Below are 17,307 nucleotides of genomic sequence, written 5' to 3'. Positions count from 1 at the left end.
ACCCAAAGCCTGTCCGGCGCAATACGCTCACCGGCATGACGGACTCGCAGGCCCCGGCCCCCCTCCGCACCGCACCGGCACCCACCAACCCGGTCGCCCCGGCCCCGGCCGGCGCCCGCACCGCCGCCGACGTGGTGACCCCCGATCTGGTCGTCCGCCTCACCCGCGGGGTGATCGGCTCCGGCCGCACCGCCAACCACACCCCCTTCACCGGGGACCGGCTGGCGGAGCTCCCCGAGGCCACCCCCGAGGACGTGGCCGAGGCGTTCGCCCGGGCCCGCGCCGCCCAGAGCGCCTGGGCCGCCGTCCCCGTGCGCAAGCGCGCGGCGGTCCTGCTGCGCTTCCACGACCTGGTGCTCGCCCGGCAGGCCGAGGTCCTCGACCTCATCCAGCTCGAGACCGGCAAGGCCCGCCTGCACGCCCACGAGGAGGTCCAGGCGGTAGCCGTCGCCGCCCGCCACTACGGCCGCAAGGCCCCCTCGTACCTGCGCCCCAAGGGCCACACGGGCGCCATGCCCACCCTCACCAAGGTCACCGAACTGCGCCAGCCGCGCGGGGTCGTCGGCCAGATCGCCCCCTGGAACTACCCGCTCGAACTCTCCGTCGGCGACGCCCTGCCCGCCTTCGTCTCCGGCAACGCGCTCGTCATGAAGCCCGACACCGAGACCGCGCTGACCGCCCTGTGGGCCCGCGACCTGCTCATCGAGGCCGGGCTGCCCGCCGAGGTCTTCCAGATCGTCCTCGGCGAGGGTCCCGTCGTCGGCCCCGAGGTGGTCCGGCACGCCGACTACGTCTCCTTCACCGGCTCCACCCGCACCGGCCGAGAGGTCGCCCGGGGCGCGGCCGACCGCCTCGTCGGCGTCTCCCTCGAACTCGGCGGCAAGAACGCCATGCTCGTCCTGCACGACGCCGACATCGAGAAGGCCGCCGCGGGCGCCGTCCGCGCCTGCTTCTCCTCCGCCGGACAGCTGTGCATCTCCATCGAGCGGCTCTACGTCCACTCCTCGATCGCCGACGCCTTCGTGGAGCGGTTCGCCGCCCGCACCAAGGCCATGCGCCTGGGCAGCTCGCTGGCCTACGGCGCCGACATGGGCTCCCTGGTGGGGACGCGCCAGCTGGAGACCGTACAGCGGCACGTCGACGAGGCCGTCGCCAAGGGCGCCACCCTCGTCGCGGGCGGCGCCGCCCGCCCCGACATCGGCCCGCTCTTCTACGAGCCCACCATCCTCGACGGCGTCGAGTCGCCCATGGCGGTGTGCGGCGAGGAGACCTTCGGCCCGGTCGTCTCCATCTACCGCTTCACCGACGAGGACGAGGCGATCGCCGAGGCCAACGGCACCGCCTACGGCCTCAACTCCAGCGTCTGGACCAAGGACGCGCGCCGCGGCCACGCCGTCGCCGCCCGCCTGCGCACCGGCACCGTCAACATCAACGAGGGCTACGCCCCTGCCTACGGCAGCGCCCAGGCGCCCATGGGCGGCATGAAGGACTCCGGCCTCGGCCGCCGCCACGGCTCCGAGGGCATCCTCAAGTACACCGAGGCCCAGACCGTCGCCCACCAGCGGCTGCTCCCGATGGCGCCCTCGCTGGGCATGGACGACGAGAAGTACGCGGCGTTCATGACCCGCAGCCTCAAGGCCATGAAGGCACTCCGATTCCGCTAAACGAGACTCCGCTAAGGGGCAGCACCGTGTCTGAGTCGTACGACTACGACGTCATCGTCATCGGATCGGGCTTCGGGGGGTCGGTCTCGGCACTGCGCCTCACCGAGAAGGGCTACCGGGTCGGCGTCCTGGAGGCAGGACGCCGCTTCACCCGCGAGAGCCTGCCCAAGAACAGCTGGGACCTGCGGAACTACCTGTGGGCCCCGGCCCTCGGGCTGTACGGGATCCAGCGGATCCACCTGCTCGGCAACGTGATGGTGCTCGCGGGCGCCGGCGTGGGCGGCGGCTCGCTCAACTACGCCAACACCCTGTACGTGCCGCCCACCGCCTTCTTCGAGGACCGGCAGTGGGCGTCCATCACCGACTGGCGGGGCGAACTGGCCTCGTACTACGACCAGGCCAAGCGGATGCTCGGCGTGCGCCTCAACCCGACCATGACCCCTTCCGACGTCCACCTCAAGGCGGCCGCCGCGAAGATGGGCGTGGCGGACTCCTTCCACATGGCCCCGGTCGGCGTCTTCTTCGGAGACGGCGCCGACGCCGAGGGCCACGCGAAGGTCCGGCCCGGGGACGAGGTCGCCGACCCGTACTTCGGCGGCGCCGGACCCGCCCGCAAGGCCTGCACCGAATGCGGCGAGTGCATGACCGGCTGCCGGCACGGCGCGAAGAACACCCTGGGCGAGAACTACCTGCACCTCGCCGAGCGCGCCGGGGCCGTCATCCACCCCATGACCACGGTCACCGCGCTCTCCGAACACCCCGAGGGCGGCTACCGGGTCCGTACTGTTCCCACCGACCAGCGCCGCAAGGGCAAGGCGAAGGTGCTGCGCGCCCGGTACGTGGTCGTCGCGGCGGGTACGTACGGCACGCAGACCCTGCTGCACACCATGAAGGACCGGGGCGAGCTGCCGAAGATCTCGGAGCGGCTCGGCGACCTGACCCGGACCAACTCCGAGGGCCTGGTCGGCGCGCAGACCGACGACCGCCGCTACCGCAAGGCGCACGGCGATGGACCCGGCAAGGCGCAGCGGGCCGACTTCACCCGGGGCGTGGCGATCACCTCCTCGGTGCACCCCAACGCCGACACCCACATCGAGCCCGTCCGCTACGGCAAGGGCTCCAACGCCATGGGGTTCATGACCGTCCTGCAGGTGCCCTACGCCAAGCACCGGGTCCGCGCCTGGTTCGCCCGTACCGCCCGGCACCCCGTGCAGCTGGCCCGCTCGCTCTCCAACCGGCGCTGGTCGGAGCGGACCATCATCGGCCTGGTCATGCAGTCGCTGGACAACTCGCTGACCACCTACCGCAAGCCCGGCGGCATCGGGAAGGGGCTGCTGACCGCCCGCCAGGGCCACGGCGCCCCCAACCCGGTCCAGATCGCGGAGGCCACCCAGGCCGCGACCCTGCTGGCCGAGGAGATCAACGGCTTTCCCGGCAGCAACGTCGGCGAACTGATGGGCACCCCGCTGACCGCGCACTTCCTCGGCGGCTGCCCGATCGGCGCCTCGCCGGAGGAGGGCGTGGTGGACCCGTACCACCGGCTCTACGGGCACCCGGGGATCTCGGTGGTGGACGGCTCGGCCGTCTCCGCGAACCTCGGCGTCAACCCGTCGCTGACGATCACGGCGCAGGCCGAGCGGGCGATGTCGTACTGGCCGAACAAGGGCGAGCAGGACCCGCGGCCGGAGCAGGGCGCGGACTACGTACGCGTCGCGGCGGTGGAACCGGTCCGTCCGGCGGTTCCGAAGGAGGCCTTCGGCGCGCTGCGGCTGCCGTTCCTGGCGGTCCCGGAGGTCCCGCCGAAGGTCGTGGACCAGGCCTGATGACCGGGCGGGTACCGCGCTCCCCCTCCGAGCGCGGTACCCGCCGCGGTACATGAGTGACAGGCGGTCGCCACGGATGGTTGTACCGGAATCCGGCGGCCCGGGCTGTGGTGTCGATCACACAGCGAAGTGTGCAACCGCGACGCGGGGCCACTGGTCAACGGGTGCATGAGAAAGCGCATCTCCCTGCTGGCGGCAGCCGGCCTGGCGGCCGTCGGTCTGGCCGCCGCCCCCGCGAACGCCGCGGATCCGGTCTTCACGCTCACCAGCCCGGCGGAGGTCGGCCTGCGCCCGCACCCCGGGCAGAGCGGTCAGCCGAAGAAGACCTCGGCCGAGTTCCGCATCGAGAACGAGACCGGCAGCGTCTTCGACCGGCTGAGCACCTTCACGATCGACCTGAGCCCGCTCAAGGGCGTCGCCGACGTCGCGCTCCCCAAGGACCGGGGCGGCGACTGCACCCTCGTCGCCGCGAAGGTGACCTGCAAGGACTGGGCGATCTGGACGCACGGCAGCAACGTGGTGTCCCTGGACCTCACCGCCGCCAAGGACAGCGTGGTCGGCACGGTCGCCGACCTGACGATGACCGGCACGGCGGACGGCGCCACCTTCAAGCCGGCCACCACCAAGGTCAAGGTCGGCGGCCCCGACCTGGTGCTGGGGCCGGCCGCCCTCAAGGCGAAGCTGACCCCGGGCGAGACGCAGCCGCTGCCGATCGTCTTCACCAACGCGGGCACGGAGTCCGTCAACGGCGTGGCGCTGGAGGTGAACACCACCCACGGCATCGGGCTGGTCGAGAAGTACGACAACTGCTCCTACAGCAAGAACGACACCCCGGGCCGGCCCTGGAACGCGGGCTGGGGCACCACGGTGTGCGTCCTCGACGGCGAGTACAAGCCGGGCACGGTCTACGAGGTGAAGAGCGCGCTGACCCTCAAGGCGGAGCCGCACGCCTTCATCGACGGGATGACCTACGCGGTGCACGCGGCCGGCGCCCAGCCGAAGACCTCGCAGAAGCAGGAGCGGCCGAGCACGGGCAAGAAGCTGACCGTCGTCGAGCGGGAGGCCAAGGCCGGCCCGCTGTCCGCGGACATCGACCCGTCGGACAACCAGCACGAGTTCGACTTCCAGACGAAGAACACCGCCGACTTCGTGGCGCGTGCCGTGTCCCTCAAGGGCAAGGCCGGCGAGACGGTGAAGGCCGACTTCGGCTTCGAGAACAAGGGCCCGGCGTGGGTCGCCTACCTGCGCTCGGGTGAGGACGTCGCCCGGACGGACATCGTGATCCCGCAGGGCGCGAAGGTGACGAAGGCTCCGGAGCAGTGCTCCGGGGTCAACGCCGACGGCAGCTACCGCGAGCAGAAGCTGGGCGCCCCGCGCTACTTCTGCGGAACCACCCACATCGTGGGGGAGACGGAGAAGGTCTCCTACCCGTTCGAGCTGAAGATCGAGAAGGTCGTGGCGGACGCCACGGGCTCCATCTCGGTCGGCCAGTGGACTGCGGATGGCACCAAGCCGCAGGACTGGGACCCGAGCCACGCCAACAACAAGGCCGCCTTCGTGATCAACGCCAAGGACGGCGGGACCACGCCGACCCCGGGCCCGACCACGACCGGTACCCCGGCGCCGACGGGCTCCGCGACCCCGTCGGCCACGCCGAGCGCCGGCGCGAGCACCAGCGCGAGCACCGCCGCCACGGCGCAGGGCGGCCTGGCGAACACCGGCGTCACCGCCGGTCCGCTGCTGATCGCCGGCGCGGCACTGGTCGCCGCCGGCGGCGCGGTGTTCCTGGCGTTCCGCCGCCGGGCCACCGGGCGGGCGTAGCGGCGTAAGCACGGAACACAGAAGAACGGCCGGCCCGGGGCGTCCCCCTGGCCGGCCGTCCTCATGGGGTGACCGGGCTGCTGTCCCCTGCCGTCCGGTCACGCGAGGGAGCGAGGTCCCACGACACACTCCCCACGGGGTGTGCGCCTCATCGCTCCTGCGGAGCCACGCGTGGTGGTGCGGTTCCGCGCCTGGCTGGCGCGGTCAACCTCACCAACGAAGGGCCCCGGGGCCGGTCACGGTCCGGACGGGTGACGAACGCCCGTCAGACGCGGCCCCGGCACAGCTCCAGCAGGGTCATGGCGAGGGTGGTGCCGGGCTTTCCGAGGGCGTCGCTCCAGTGCGAGAGCACCTCCATCTCGCGGGACAGGTGCACCCGGCGGCCGCCGGAGGAGATCCGGGCCTCCTGGATGACCGTCGAGACGGCCATCCGCTCCTGGATCAGCCCGATGATCCGGTCGTCGAGGGCGTCGATGCGCTCGCGGGAACCGGCGATGAGCTGCTCGGGGGTGGTGGCGATCGTGGTCATGGTCTTCGTCTCCTGTGGTTCGTTGCGACAGGAGCGGAAACGCCAGAGCGCCCCGGTCCTGTCGGACCGGGGCGCTCTGGGAAGTTCAGTGGCTCAAGCGAGCATCACGAGGACCCATGGCGACCGGACCGGCCGGTGCCATAGGTAAAGAGGAAGCTCAGCTGCTTGCGCATGGAACGGATTATTACCTTCCGTCCCCCTCCGGGCCAACCCGGTTCGGATGGTGAGACGAAGAGGGGTACGGGTCCCCCGTTAGAATCGACAAAACAGCCACCTCTTCCGCCGGAAGGCCGCCCCGTGCCAGAAGCACCCTCCGCCGCCCACGACAGCGCCCCGGACACGGTTCTCGTCGTCGACTTCGGCGCCCAGTACGCCCAGCTCATCGCCCGCCGCGTCCGCGAGGCACGGGTCTACAGCGAGATCGTGCCGAGCTCGATGCCCGTCGCCGAGATGCTGGCGAAGAACCCCAAGGCGATCATCCTCTCCGGCGGCCCGTCCTCCGTGTACGAGGAGGGTGCCCCGCAGCTCGACCGCTCCCTGTTCGAGGCAGGCGTCCCCGTCTTCGGCATGTGCTACGGCTTCCAGCTGATGGCGGTCACCCTCGGCGGCCAGGTCGACAACACCGGCGCCCGCGAGTACGGCCGCACCCCGCTGGCCGTCTCCAAGGCCGGCTCCACCCTCTTCGAGGGCACCCCCGAGAACCAGTCGGTGTGGATGTCCCACGGTGACGCCTGCTCCGCCGCCCCCGAGGGCTTCACCGTGACCGCGTCGACCGACGTCGTCCCGGTCGCGGCCTTCGAGAACGACGAGAAGAAGCTGTACGGCGTGCAGTACCACCCCGAGGTGATGCACTCCACGCACGGCCAGCAGGTGCTGGAGCACTTCCTCTACCGGGGCGCGGGCCTGTCCCCGACCTGGACCACCGGCAACATCGTCGAGGAGCAGATCGCGGCGATCCGCGAGCAGGTCGGCGACAAGCGCGCCATCTGCGGCCTCTCCGGCGGCGTGGACTCGGCCGTGGCCGCGGCCCTCGTGCAGAAGGCCATCGGCTCGCAGCTGACCTGCGTGTACGTCGACCACGGTCTGATGCGCAAGGGCGAGACCGAGCAGGTCGAGAAGGACTTCGTCGCAGCCACCGGCGTGCAGCTGAAGGTCGTCGACGCGCAGGAGCGCTTCCTGAACGCGCTGGCCGGCGTCTCCGACCCGGAGACCAAGCGCAAGATCATCGGCCGCGAGTTCATCCGCGTGTTCGAGCAGGCGCAGCTGGAGATCCTCCAGGAGGACGGCCCCGCGGTCGCCTTCCTCGTCCAGGGCACCCTGTACCCGGACGTCGTGGAGTCCGGCGGCGGCACCGGCACCGCGAACATCAAGTCCCACCACAACGTGGGCGGGCTCCCCGACGACATCGAGTTCGAGCTCGTCGAGCCGCTGCGCCAGCTGTTCAAGGACGAGGTCCGGATGGTCGGCCAGGAGCTGGGCCTGCCGGACGAGATCGTCCAGCGCCAGCCCTTCCCGGGCCCGGGCCTGGGCATCCGCATCGTCGGCGAGGTCACCAAGGAGCGCCTGGACCTGCTGCGCGAGGCCGACGCCATCGCCCGCCACGAGCTCACCGCGGCCGGCCTGGACCGCGAGATCTGGCAGTGCCCGGTCGTCCTGCTCGCGGACGTCCGCAGCGTCGGCGTCCAGGGCGACGGCCGCACCTACGGCCACCCGATCGTGCTGCGCCCCGTCTCCTCCGAGGACGCGATGACCGCGGACTGGACGCGCATGCCGTACGAGGTGCTCGCGCGGATCTCCACCCGCATCACCAACGAGGTGCCGGACGTGAACCGCGTGGTCCTGGACTGCACGAGCAAGCCCCCGGGCACCATCGAGTGGGAGTAGTCCCCGCGTAGTCCCCGCGTGGTCCCCACCCGGACCCGAGACGCAGCCGCCGTTCCGCAAGGAGCGGCGGCTGCGTCGTTTCTATGGCCACTTGGCGAAGCCGCCGGTACCTTGCGCCGCGACCCGAGCCGTCGGAGGAGGTCCCATGCCGGATCAGCCCGTACCCGTACCCGTACCCGTGGAACGGCTGGGCTTCGAGATGCCGCCCGCGCACGCGGATCCGGCCGACGAGCGCGCCCACCGCAAGGAGCGGCTGGCCGGGGCGCTGCGGCTGCTGGGGAGGCTCGGGTACGAGGACGGGGTGTCCGGGCACGTCAGCGCGCGGGACCCGGAGTTCGAGGACTGCTACTGGGTGAACCCCTTCGGGCGGGCCTTCGCCGGGCTGACCCCCCGCGACCTGCTGCTGGTGGACGGGGACGGGCGGGTCCTCCAGGGGGACCGCCGGGTCAACGAGCTGGCCTTCGCCGTGCACGCCGCCGTGCACCGGGAGCGCCCCGGGGTGGTGGCCGTCGTACGCACGCAGGCACCGTACGGCCGCGCCCTCGCCAGTCTCGGCGAGCTGCTGGCCCCGATCTCCCAGGAGGCCTGTGCCTTCTACGAGGACCACGCGCTGCTGGACGAGTTCGCCGGAGCCGAGGACGCGAGCCGGATCGGGCGCGCGCTGGGCCCGTACAAGGCGCTGATCCTGCGCAACCGGGGGCTGCTGACGGTCGGGGACTCGGTGGACGCGGCGGTCTGGTGGTTCATCGCCGCCGAGCGGGCCGCGCAGGTGCAGCTGATCGCGCGGGCGGCCGGGAAACCGGTGCCCATCGACCACCACAGCGCGGTCGCCACGCGGGAGCGGTTCGGGTCCGATCTGGCCGCCTGGGTGAACTACCAACCCCTGCGCCAAAACGGTGACACGCCGGTGGCGTCAACATCATGAACCGTTAATCACCTGCTCTGACATCGTGCGCAATCCGGAACACTGCCGCAGTGGTGCACAATTCGCTTGCATTGCACCGTAGTTCAGAGAGGCGGCACGCGCGTGGCTGTCCAAGAGATGTCCCGTGGTACTCACACCGCAGCCTGCGCCTGCGACGACTGCGCACGGGAAGGACACCGCCGCGCCATGGTCGCCTTCCTCGAGAAGCGCGACGAGTTCGCTGCCGGACAGGGGGTGCCGGACGCCGTGGCCCACTCCCTGGGAGCGTCCCGGCAGTGGGTCTCCGACGAGCTGACCCTGTCGGCCCGCACCGTCGCCGACCGGGGCCGGGAGGCCGGGAACTCCTGGCTGTACCTGTTCTCGCGGCGGGCCGTGCTCGCCGTGTGGATCGCCGCCGGGATGCTGCTCCTCGTCCAGGTCGGCACCGCGCTCGGCACCGGCTGGTCCACGGCCCGCACCGCCGGGCTGTTGGCGGCCCTCGTACTGGCCGGGCTGCTCACCGTCGCGGCCCGCGCCCAGTCGGTACGCGGCGGGCTGCTGGCCCCGCTGGTCGGCGAGGACAACCGGCTGTCCACCTCCAAGGCGGTGCCGAGCGCCTGGGTGGTGCTGACGGCCTTCGCCGCACTGCTGCCAGCGCTGCGGCTCGCGGCCTCGGCGCCGGGCCCCGAGCGGCAGGCCCTGTACGCGGGGCTGGCCCTGGACCGGGCGCTGCCGCTGCTGGCGGTGGTCTCGCTGACCTCGGTGGTGGCCGTCGTGGTGCGCCGGGTGGTCACCGTACGGATCATGGGCCAGCGGCTGCAGAAGCTGCCGGCCGACCGGCCGCGCGGGGTGGACCTGCTGACGGACGACGCGGGGCGCGGGAGCTTCCCGGACGCGCAGTACGTGCTCGTCTCCACGGTGGTGCTGGCCTACGCGGCGGTGTCGCTGGCGCGGTTCCCGGACCGGCTGCCGCAGCTGCCGTGGTCCCTGGCCCTGCTGGTGGCCCTGTCGGCCGTGGTGTACATGGCGGCCAAGTACGCGGAGGGCACCCGCCCGCTGGTGCTGGCGGTGGTGCGCAGACGGGAGCCCGGGGACCTGGACGCGGCCGTCCGCCCCGGGGACGACATCGAGATCCGGGGGGTGGGCTTCGTGCCGCCCGGGGCGCAGACGCCGGAGATGCTGGCCCGGCTGGTGGTGCGGATCGGGGCTGTGCACGTGCACGTGCCGCTGGTCCCGGTGCCGGGCGGGTTCACCAACCCGTCCGACACCGTGCTGACGGTGCCGGTGCCGGCCGAGGTGGAACCGGGGCGGATCGACATCCAGGTGGTGACCGCCGCCGGGGTGGAATCCAACCGATGCATCATCGACGTGGCCGAGTGATCGGGGTACACATGACGCGTGACCCGAACTGATGTCTCTGGTGTCCCCCTGCTGAACGCCCCCTCGTTGAGGGAGCAAGCGGGCCGGCACGCACTGCTGCCCCTGCGGATCTTCCTCGGCGTGACCTTCGTCTACGCGGGCCTGGACAAGCTCACCGACTCCGCGTTCCTCTCCGCCTCCGGCGCCGGCTCCATCGGGGAGCTGATGCGGGGGGTGCGCGACACCTCCGCGATCCCCGCCATGGTGGACATGGCGCTCGAGGCCCCCGTCGGCTTCGCCGTCGCCCTGGCCATCGGGGAGCTCCTCGTCGGCCTCGGGACGCTGGCCGGCCTGCTGACCCGTGTCGCGGCCGTCGGCGGCGCGCTGATCTCGCTCAGCCTGTGGCTCACCGTGTCGTGGGCGGTGACCCCGTACTACTACGGCAACGACCTGATCTACCTGATGGCCTGGACCCCGCTGATCCTCGCCGGGGCGCCCTACCTGTCGCTGGACTCGCTGATCCGATCGCGGTGGTCGCGCCGTACGGCGTAGGTCACCATCCCGATCAGCGCGGCGAGCGAGAGGCCGCCCACCGCGAGCGGGATGACCAGGAACCAGGGCACGTCGGCCTCGCCGCTGCTGTCGAGCAGGTACAGCACGCCCGCCACCAGCAGCGCCATCCCGGCGATCAGCCGTCCCGGCTGGAACTCATGACGCTGCACGGGCCACCTCCACCTGTCCCACACCCGTGTTCAGGTGCAGCTTGATCGTCCCGCCGGCCTCGGTGCCGGCGGGGGGCGGCAGGGTCGCCTGCCGGTGTTCGCCGCCGCCGCGGACCCGTACGTCGTCGCTCGTGTCCCCGGGCATCTGGATGTCGCCCAGCCGGATCGAGACATCGGCCTCGGCCGTCACCTCCCGGGGCACGATCACCTTCAGCCGCCCCGCGTCCAGGGAGGCCCCGACGGCCAGCGTGGTGCCCTTCGGCACGTCCAGACGGCTCAGGTCCAAGGTGGCGAGCCCGGTCCCCGCCTCGTACACGGGCCGTACGTCGGCCACCGCCGCCGGGCGCCAGTCGACCTCCTGCCAGTCCGTGCCGATGTCCCGGGGCAGTACGGCGGCGCCCGCGAGCAGGCCGGCCGTCAGCACGGCCAGCACGACGGTGCCGAATCCGGTGCGCCCCAGCAGGGAGCTGACCGCGAGGCCCAGCCCGAAGACGACCAGCGCGGCGGCCAGTCCCGTCTGCAGGGCCTCGCCCAGCGGCCGGCCGTGCCAGTCGACGCTCGCTCCGATGATCCCGGCGATCAGCGCCAGGACGAAGACCCGGCCGCCGATGCCGCCGCGCGGGCGGGCCGGGGCGGCGGGCGCCTTCGCGGGGACGGCCGGCGTCGCACCGGGCTCCGCCGGGGCGGAGTCGGCGGGGCCCCACAGGTACCCCGTCGCGCCGACCGGGCCGGTGGTGCCGTCCTTGACCAGCGGGTCCCGCCACCAGGACGGGCCGCCCGGGGTGGGCGGAGCCTTCGTCTCCGGCGGGGCGGGGGCCTCGGTCTCGACCGGGTTGGCGGTCCGCCGCCGCTGCGACCAGTACGAAGCTCCGCCCAGCGCCAGGATGACCAGCACCGAGAAGACCGCGAGCACGCCGTTGTCCAGCATCGACAGGAACAGCGCGCAGCCCACCAGCGCGGCGAACACCGCCGCGAGCGTGGCGCCCTCGACCCGGCCGGTCAGCATCTTCTTCGCCTCGCTGTCCTCCTCGCCCTCCTGGGGGAGCAGCAGCCACGCGAAGCCGTAGAAGATCAGGCCGACGCCGCCGGTGACCGCGAGGACCCCCAGCACGATCCGGAAGATCACCGGGTCCAGGTCGAAGTACCGGCCCAGGCCGCCGCACACGCCCGCGAGGACCTTGTCGCGCTTGCTGCGGCGCAGGGGAGGCCGGGCGTCGGGAGGCTGGGGCGCCCCGGGCCCTGCCGGCGGGGCATCGTGTACTTCGGTCATGGGTCCATGGTGACGGGCCGCGGCGGCCCGTGGCATCGGGCCCGACCCTGGCACAACCCTGATATCCCCCGGGTGGAATTGGGGGGCAGCCCTGATGCCCGGCCGCCTCCGCGCGTGTGACCCTTGGTGACATGCCCGCAGCCGCCGCCGCTCCCCGTACCCCGCTCGCACCCGACATGGACGAAGCGCCGCAGCGCAAGCTCTACCGCAGCGCCGACGGCCGGATGCTCGGCGGTGTCGCGCGGGGTCTCGCCGGGCACCTCGGGCTGCCGGTGATCTGGGTCCGGCTGGCCTTCCTCGGCCTGTTCATGTGGGGCGACGGCCTCGGCGTGCTGCTGTACGCCGCGTTCTGGGTGTTCGTACCGCTGGGCGTCGGCGGCCGCAGCGGGCACCGTTCCTACTTCGAGACCCTGCCCGACGGCACGCGCCGCCTGCGCAAACCCGACAAGGGGCAGATCAGCGCGCTGATCGCGCTGTGTATCGGCGCGGGCATCTTCATCTCGCAGGTCCAGGTCGGCGGCGCCTCCGGCCGGTACGTGTGGCCGACGCTGCTGGTCGGGGCCGGGGTGGTCCTCGTATGGCGGCAGGCCGACAACGCCCGCCGGGCCCACTGGACCGAGGCCGCCGGACGGCACGGGCGGCTGCTGCAAGCGGCCCGGGCGCTCGCCGGAGTCGCCCTGGTCGGCGTCGGCCTCACCGTCTTCATCGTCGTGCGCGGCTCCGCGGCCCAGCTCGGCAACGTCCTCACCGCCACCCTCGCCGTCCTCGTCGGCGTCGCGCTGCTCGCCGGACCCTGGCTGATCCGGATGACCCAGGACCTCTCCGAGGAGCGCCTGATGCGCATCCGCGCCCAGGAGCGCGCCGAGGTCGCCGCCCACGTGCACGACTCGGTGCTGCACACCCTCACCCTGATCCAGCGCAACGCGGAGGACGTCGGCGAGGTGCGCCGGCTCGCGCGGGCTCAGGAGCGGGAGTTGCGGAACTGGCTGTACAAGCCCGAGGGCACCGGCAAGGACGAGGCCGAGGAGCCGGCCACCCTCGCGGAGGCCGTGAAGAAGACCGCCGCCGAGGTGGAGGACCACCACGGCGTCCCCATCGAGGTCGTGGTCGTCGGCGACTGCCCGCTCGACGAGCGGCTGGCCGCACAGGTCCAGGCCGCGCGCGAGGCGATGGTCAACGCCGCCAAGTACGGTGGCGAGGGCGGGCCGGTGCAGGTGTACGCGGAGGTGGAGGGGCAGACGGTGTTCGTGTCCGTACGGGACCGGGGACCGGGCTTCGACATCGACGCGGTACCGGACGACCGGATGGGCGTACGAGAATCGATCATCGGCCGGATGCAGCGCAACGGCGGGACCGCACGGCTGCGGTCGGCGCCCGACGGCGGCACGGAAGTCGAGCTGGAGATGGAGAGGGCGGCGAACGCAGCATGACCGAGGACAGCGGTGTGCAGGAGACCCGGCGCGTCAGGGTGGTGCTCGTAGACGACCACCGGATGTTCCGGACCGGCGTACAGGCCGAGATCGGCGAGACCGGGCGGACCGGGGTCGAGGTCGTCGGCGAGGCCGCCGATGTGGACCAGGCCGTCACCGTCATCACCGCCACCCGGCCCGAGGTCGTCCTGCTGGACGTGCACCTGCCCGGCGGCGGCGGGGTCGAGGTGCTGCGGCGCTGCGCCCCGCTGATGGCGGCGTCCGAGAACCAGGTGCGGTTCCTGGCCCTGTCGGTGTCGGACGCGGCGGAGGACGTCATCGGGGTCATCCGGGGCGGCGCGCGCGGCTACGTCACCAAGACCATCACCGGCTCCGACCTGGTGAACTCGATCTTCCGGGTGCAGGACGGGGACGCGGTGTTCTCGCCGCGGCTGGCGGGCTTCGTGCTCGACGCCTTCGCCTCCACGGACGCCCCGCCGGTCGACGAGGACCTGGACCGCCTGACCCAGCGGGAGCGCGAGGTGCTGCGGCTCATCGCGCGCGGGTACGCGTACAAGGAGATCGCCAAGCAGCTCTTCATCTCGGTGAAGACGGTGGAGTCGCACGTCTCGGCCGTGCTCAGGAAGCTCCAGCTCTCCAACCGGCACGAGCTGACCCGCTGGGCGACGGCCCGCCGGCTGGTGTAGCCGCAGGACGATCCGACGATCCCGATGTGATCCATGCCGCAGGGGGGAGGGGCAACCGGGAACGGCCGTGCGGCCCTCTACGTTCCCGTGATGAGCCTGACGGGGACCCCCCTCTTCGCGACGGCGGTCGCTCTGACCGTGATCGCCGTCGTCCTGCCGCTGGCCGTGTGGAGCAAGGTGCGCGGCCCTGCCGTCGTACGTGTCGCGTCCCGCGGCCTGATGGTGGTGTTCGCCCAGGTCACCGCCATTGCGCTGGTGTTCATCGGGGTCAACCGGGACATGACCTTCTACGCCTCCTGGGGCGATCTGTTCGGCACCGGAAAGTACGTCACCGCCGCCCCCGACCTCGGGCCGGACGGGCTGGGCGGGAAGAAGGCCGAGTCCGCGCCGAAGGTGAAGCAGGCCTTCCAGCCCGTCGAGGGCCTCGGCGGCCGGGTCCAGAAGACCGAGCTCGACGGCAAGATCTCCGGGGTCAAGGGCGACGTCATGGTGTGGCTGCCGCCCCAGTACGACGACCCGGCCTACAAGGACAAGAAGTTCCCCGTGGTCGAGCTGATCCCGGGCATACCGGGGACGGGCAAGTCCTGGTTCCAGGGGCTCAAGGCGCACGAGGTGCTGGAGCCGCTGATGAAGAGCGGCAAGGTGCAGCCGTTCATCCTGGTCTCGCCGCGCGCCATGCTGCTGGGCAACGCCGACACCGGCTGCGCCAACATCCCCGGCAAGGTCAACGCCGACAGCTGGTTCAGCGTCGACGTCCGCAAGATGGTCACCGACAACTTCCGGGTCTCGGAAGAGGCCCGCACCTGGGGCGTGGCCGGGTACTCGGCCGGGGCGTACTGCGCCGCCAAGCTGGCGATCAACCACCCCGACCGCTACAGCGCGGCCGTCTCCCTGTCCGGCTACAACGACCCGGGCCAGGAGCCCTCCTCGCTGGTGGCCCAGGATCCGGAGCTGCGCCGCACCCACAACCTGAAGCACGTGCTCCAGACCGCGCCCACGCCGCCGGCGGTCTCGCTGTGGCTGTCGGGGGCGGAGCAGGACGGCTACCTGTCCGGCATGGACCTCAAGGCCATCGCGAAGAGCCCGACCGCGGTGCACTCCGAGAAGGTGACCGGCGGGCACAACCTCGACTCGTGGTCGAAGCAGCTGCCCCAGACCTTCGACTGGCTGAGCAAGACGGTCAAGGCGCCGTAGCCGCTGCGGGCTGCGGCGCTGCGCGGGGCTACGCGGGGCGGGAGGCGCCCGCCCAGGGCATCGAGTCGATCGGGGCCACCCGGACCGTCGACCCCGGACGCGGTGCGTGGATCATCTGGCCGTTGCCGATGTACATGCCGACGTGCGTGACCCCGGAGTAGAAGAACACCAGGTCGCCGGGGGCCAGCTGGTCGCGTGAGACGCGCCGGCCCGCGTTGATCTGGGTGTAGGTGGTGCGGGGGAGGGAGACCCCGGCCGCGCGCCAGGCCGCCTGGGTCAGGCCCGAGCAGTCGAAGGAGCCCGGACCCGTCGCGCCCCAGACGTACGGCTTCCCGATCGCCCCGTGCGCGAAGGCCACGGCGCGGGCCGCACGGGAACCGTCCGACGGCGGCGGCGGGGGCGCGGACTGCGGGCGGGCGGCGGGGGTGGCGGGATCGCCGCCGCCCGAACGGGCCTCGTACGCGGCACGCTGCTCGGCGGTCAGCTTGGCCAGCAGCTGCTTGGCGGTGGTCAGCTTGCCCTCGATCTCGGCCTTGTGCTCGGCGAGTTCGTCCCGCTGCGCACGGAGGTCGGCGAGGTGTCCGGCGGCCTGCTCCTTCAGCTTGCCGACCTCTTCGAGCCGGCGGCGTACGGTGCTGATCCCGGCGGCGTTGCGGTCCCCGGCGCGGGAGATGAAGGAGGCCTGGGACAGGTACTCCTGCGGGTCGGCCGCCATCGCGAGCTGGACGGCGGTGCCCAGGGACCCCTTGCGGTACTGGCCGGCCGCGAGCGAACCGAGCGTGCCGCGGGCGGCGTTGAGCTGGTCGGTCTTGCGGGCGGTCTCGTCGCGCAGGCCCACCAGCGCCCGCTCGGCCTCGTCGGCCTGCTGCTTCGCCCCGTTGTACCGCTCGGTCGCGGCCTCGGCCTCCTCGTAGAGCCGGTCCACATCGGCCTCGACCTGCGCGGGCGTGGGGCGGGGGTCGGCCTGGGAGGTGCCTTCGAAGGCGGTGGCGGTGGCAGCGCCCGCGAGGGCGAGGGTGGTGGCGGCGGTCCGTACGGTGCCGCCGGAAAGCGGGCGCTGCCTGGGCTTTCGGTGACTGGCCACGAGGGCCTCACGTCCTTCCTCTCTCGGTGCTTGGAGGAGGACGCTAGACCCGGAGGTAACGGGCAGATGACGGGATGATCGTAAGTGGTCTGATGCGACCGCGGTTGGCCGCGGGGGACCGATGCGGATCAGTGCCAGAGGACCGCGATGAAGATATTGACCACGGTCAGACCGCCCACCACGCCGAACAGCGGCTTCTCCACCCGCTCCTCGTCACGCTTGACGTAGACGAGGGCGAGGATCACGAAGAGGAGCGCCAGCTTCACGCCTATCTTGACGTTGTTGACGGCCGAGCCGTCCATCTCGTTGAAGCCGACGAGGAGTACGCCGGTGACGAGCATGGTGAGCGCGCCGTGCAGCATGGCGGGCACGAACCGGGCGGTGCCCGCGCTCATCGCCTTCATCTGGGTCAGGAACCCGCCGAGGAGCGAGGCGATCCCGATGATGTGCAGGCCGACGAAGACATTGATGAGTACGTCCATGGCGTCGAGCGTACGGGCGGGCTTCCGGGCCCTGGAGGGCGGGTGCCGGGGCCCGGAGGGCCGGTGCCCCGGGGGCTGGAGGTGTCCGTTCGGGTTTTGCGTACAGTTGCTCCATGGCCGCCGACGAGCTCCACCACCCCGACGCCTCCCGGATCGAGCTGGTCGACGTCCTGGCGGCCCTCGGCCATCCCGTCCGGCTGGAGATCGTCCGGACCCTCGCCGGCTCCGGGACGGAGGTCTTCTGCGGCGCCGTGGCCACCGGGCTCCCGCGCTCCACCGTCACCCACCACCTGCGCACGCTGCGCGAGGCCGGGGTGATCTGCCAGCGGCCCGAGGGCCGCAAACTCTTCCTGACCCTGCGCCGCGAGGACCTGGAGCGGCGCTTCCCGGGACTGCTGACCCTGGCCGTCGGCGATTTTCCGGGCCCGGGACCGGCTGTCGGTCCCGCCCCCTAG

General features: G+C 72.1%; 16 protein-coding genes. 11 read left to right on the top strand and 5 right to left on the bottom strand.

The annotated features are described in order from the left end of the window. The first annotated feature begins 35 nt into the window (after positions 1-35). The 3 genes from OHA89_RS15640 to OHA89_RS15630 all read left to right on the top strand — a co-directional run bounded on the left by OHA89_RS15640 (position 36) and on the right by OHA89_RS15630 (position 5,308). Complete coding sequence (locus OHA89_RS15640; protein ID WP_266608096.1) at positions 36-1,664, top strand: succinic semialdehyde dehydrogenase; 1,629 nt, start codon at positions 36-38, stop codon at positions 1,662-1,664. A gap of 26 nt (positions 1,665-1,690) precedes the next feature. Next, a complete protein-coding gene (locus OHA89_RS15635; protein WP_406366424.1) occupies positions 1,691-3,487 on the top strand; it encodes a GMC oxidoreductase in 1,797 nt (598 codons plus the stop codon). A 168-nt stretch (positions 3,488-3,655) separates the two neighbouring features. After that, positions 3,656-5,308 carry a peptidase gene (locus OHA89_RS15630; RefSeq protein ID WP_406366422.1) on the top strand — a complete coding sequence of 551 codons (1,653 nt, stop codon included), beginning with the start codon at positions 3,656-3,658 and terminating at the stop codon, positions 5,306-5,308. A gap of 265 nt (positions 5,309-5,573) precedes the next feature. Here OHA89_RS15630 and OHA89_RS15625 read toward each other — a convergent pair whose 3' ends face one another. Beyond that, on the bottom strand, positions 5,574-5,837 hold the full coding sequence (locus tag OHA89_RS15625; RefSeq protein WP_215143890.1) for a chorismate mutase: 264 nt from the start codon (positions 5,835-5,837) through the stop codon (positions 5,574-5,576). Positions 5,838-6,134: 297 nt separating this feature from the next. On the opposite strand from OHA89_RS15625, the gene guaA reads away from it, so the two are divergent. The 4 genes from guaA to OHA89_RS15605 all read left to right on the top strand — a co-directional run bounded on the left by guaA (position 6,135) and on the right by OHA89_RS15605 (position 10,536). Beyond that, positions 6,135-7,721: a glutamine-hydrolyzing GMP synthase gene (gene guaA, locus OHA89_RS15620; protein WP_215143889.1), complete on the top strand. Its 1,587-nt coding sequence runs from the start codon at positions 6,135-6,137 to the stop codon at positions 7,719-7,721. Positions 7,722-7,866: 145 nt separating this feature from the next. Beyond that, entirely contained in the window at positions 7,867-8,646 is a 780-nt protein-coding gene (locus tag OHA89_RS15615; RefSeq protein WP_406366419.1) for a class II aldolase/adducin family protein, read from the top strand. Between the two features lie 102 nt (positions 8,647-8,748). Continuing rightward, a complete protein-coding gene (locus OHA89_RS15610) occupies positions 8,749-10,005 on the top strand; it encodes a hypothetical protein (protein ID WP_266608091.1) in 1,257 nt (418 codons plus the stop codon). Positions 10,006-10,023: 18 nt separating this feature from the next. Further along, a complete protein-coding gene (locus OHA89_RS15605) occupies positions 10,024-10,536 on the top strand; it encodes a TQO small subunit DoxD (protein WP_215143882.1) in 513 nt (170 codons plus the stop codon). Here the strand turns inward: OHA89_RS15605 and OHA89_RS15600 are convergent. Further along, complete coding sequence (locus tag OHA89_RS15600) at positions 10,482-10,706, bottom strand: hypothetical protein (protein WP_406366416.1); 225 nt, start codon at positions 10,704-10,706, stop codon at positions 10,482-10,484. The genes OHA89_RS15605 and OHA89_RS15600 overlap by 55 nt on opposite strands. Next, positions 10,693-11,976 (bottom strand): PspC domain-containing protein, encoded by a 1,284-nt coding sequence (locus tag OHA89_RS15595; RefSeq protein ID WP_266608087.1) that lies wholly within the window; start codon positions 11,974-11,976, stop codon positions 10,693-10,695. The genes OHA89_RS15600 and OHA89_RS15595 overlap by 14 nt, the downstream gene beginning before the upstream one ends. A 131-nt stretch (positions 11,977-12,107) precedes the next feature. Here OHA89_RS15595 and OHA89_RS15590 point away from each other — a divergent pair, with 131 nt between their 5' ends. The 3 genes from OHA89_RS15590 to OHA89_RS15580 all read left to right on the top strand — a co-directional run bounded on the left by OHA89_RS15590 (position 12,108) and on the right by OHA89_RS15580 (position 15,286). Further along, positions 12,108-13,406, top strand: a complete 1,299-nt coding sequence (locus OHA89_RS15590; RefSeq protein WP_266608085.1) for an ATP-binding protein — start codon at positions 12,108-12,110, stop codon at positions 13,404-13,406. Next, positions 13,403-14,092 carry a response regulator transcription factor gene (locus tag OHA89_RS15585; RefSeq protein WP_215143877.1) on the top strand — a complete coding sequence of 230 codons (690 nt, stop codon included), beginning with the start codon at positions 13,403-13,405 and terminating at the stop codon, positions 14,090-14,092. The genes OHA89_RS15590 and OHA89_RS15585 overlap by 4 nt, the downstream gene beginning before the upstream one ends. Before the next feature lie 90 nt (positions 14,093-14,182). Then, positions 14,183-15,286: an esterase family protein gene (locus OHA89_RS15580; protein ID WP_266608083.1), complete on the top strand. Its 1,104-nt coding sequence runs from the start codon at positions 14,183-14,185 to the stop codon at positions 15,284-15,286. Between the two features lie 28 nt (positions 15,287-15,314). Here OHA89_RS15580 and OHA89_RS15575 read toward each other — a convergent pair whose 3' ends face one another. Both OHA89_RS15575 and OHA89_RS15570 read right to left on the bottom strand, forming a co-directional pair. Then, entirely contained in the window at positions 15,315-16,370 is a 1,056-nt protein-coding gene (locus OHA89_RS15575) for a C40 family peptidase (protein WP_266608081.1), read from the bottom strand. Between the two features lie 128 nt (positions 16,371-16,498). After that, on the bottom strand, positions 16,499-16,852 hold the full coding sequence (locus OHA89_RS15570) for a hypothetical protein (protein ID WP_266608079.1): 354 nt from the start codon (positions 16,850-16,852) through the stop codon (positions 16,499-16,501). A 113-nt stretch (positions 16,853-16,965) separates the two neighbouring features. Between OHA89_RS15570 and OHA89_RS15565 the strand changes: the two genes are divergently transcribed. Continuing rightward, positions 16,966-17,307 carry a helix-turn-helix transcriptional regulator gene (locus OHA89_RS15565; RefSeq protein ID WP_215143871.1) on the top strand — a complete coding sequence of 114 codons (342 nt, stop codon included), beginning with the start codon at positions 16,966-16,968 and terminating at the stop codon, positions 17,305-17,307.

Origin of the sequence: Streptomyces sp. NBC_01546 (genome assembly GCF_045208355.1) — a bacterium.
In the GTDB taxonomy this organism is placed as follows: domain Bacteria; phylum Actinomycetota; class Actinomycetes; order Streptomycetales; family Streptomycetaceae; genus Streptomyces.
This window is presented reverse-complemented; position numbering and strand designations above follow the sequence as displayed.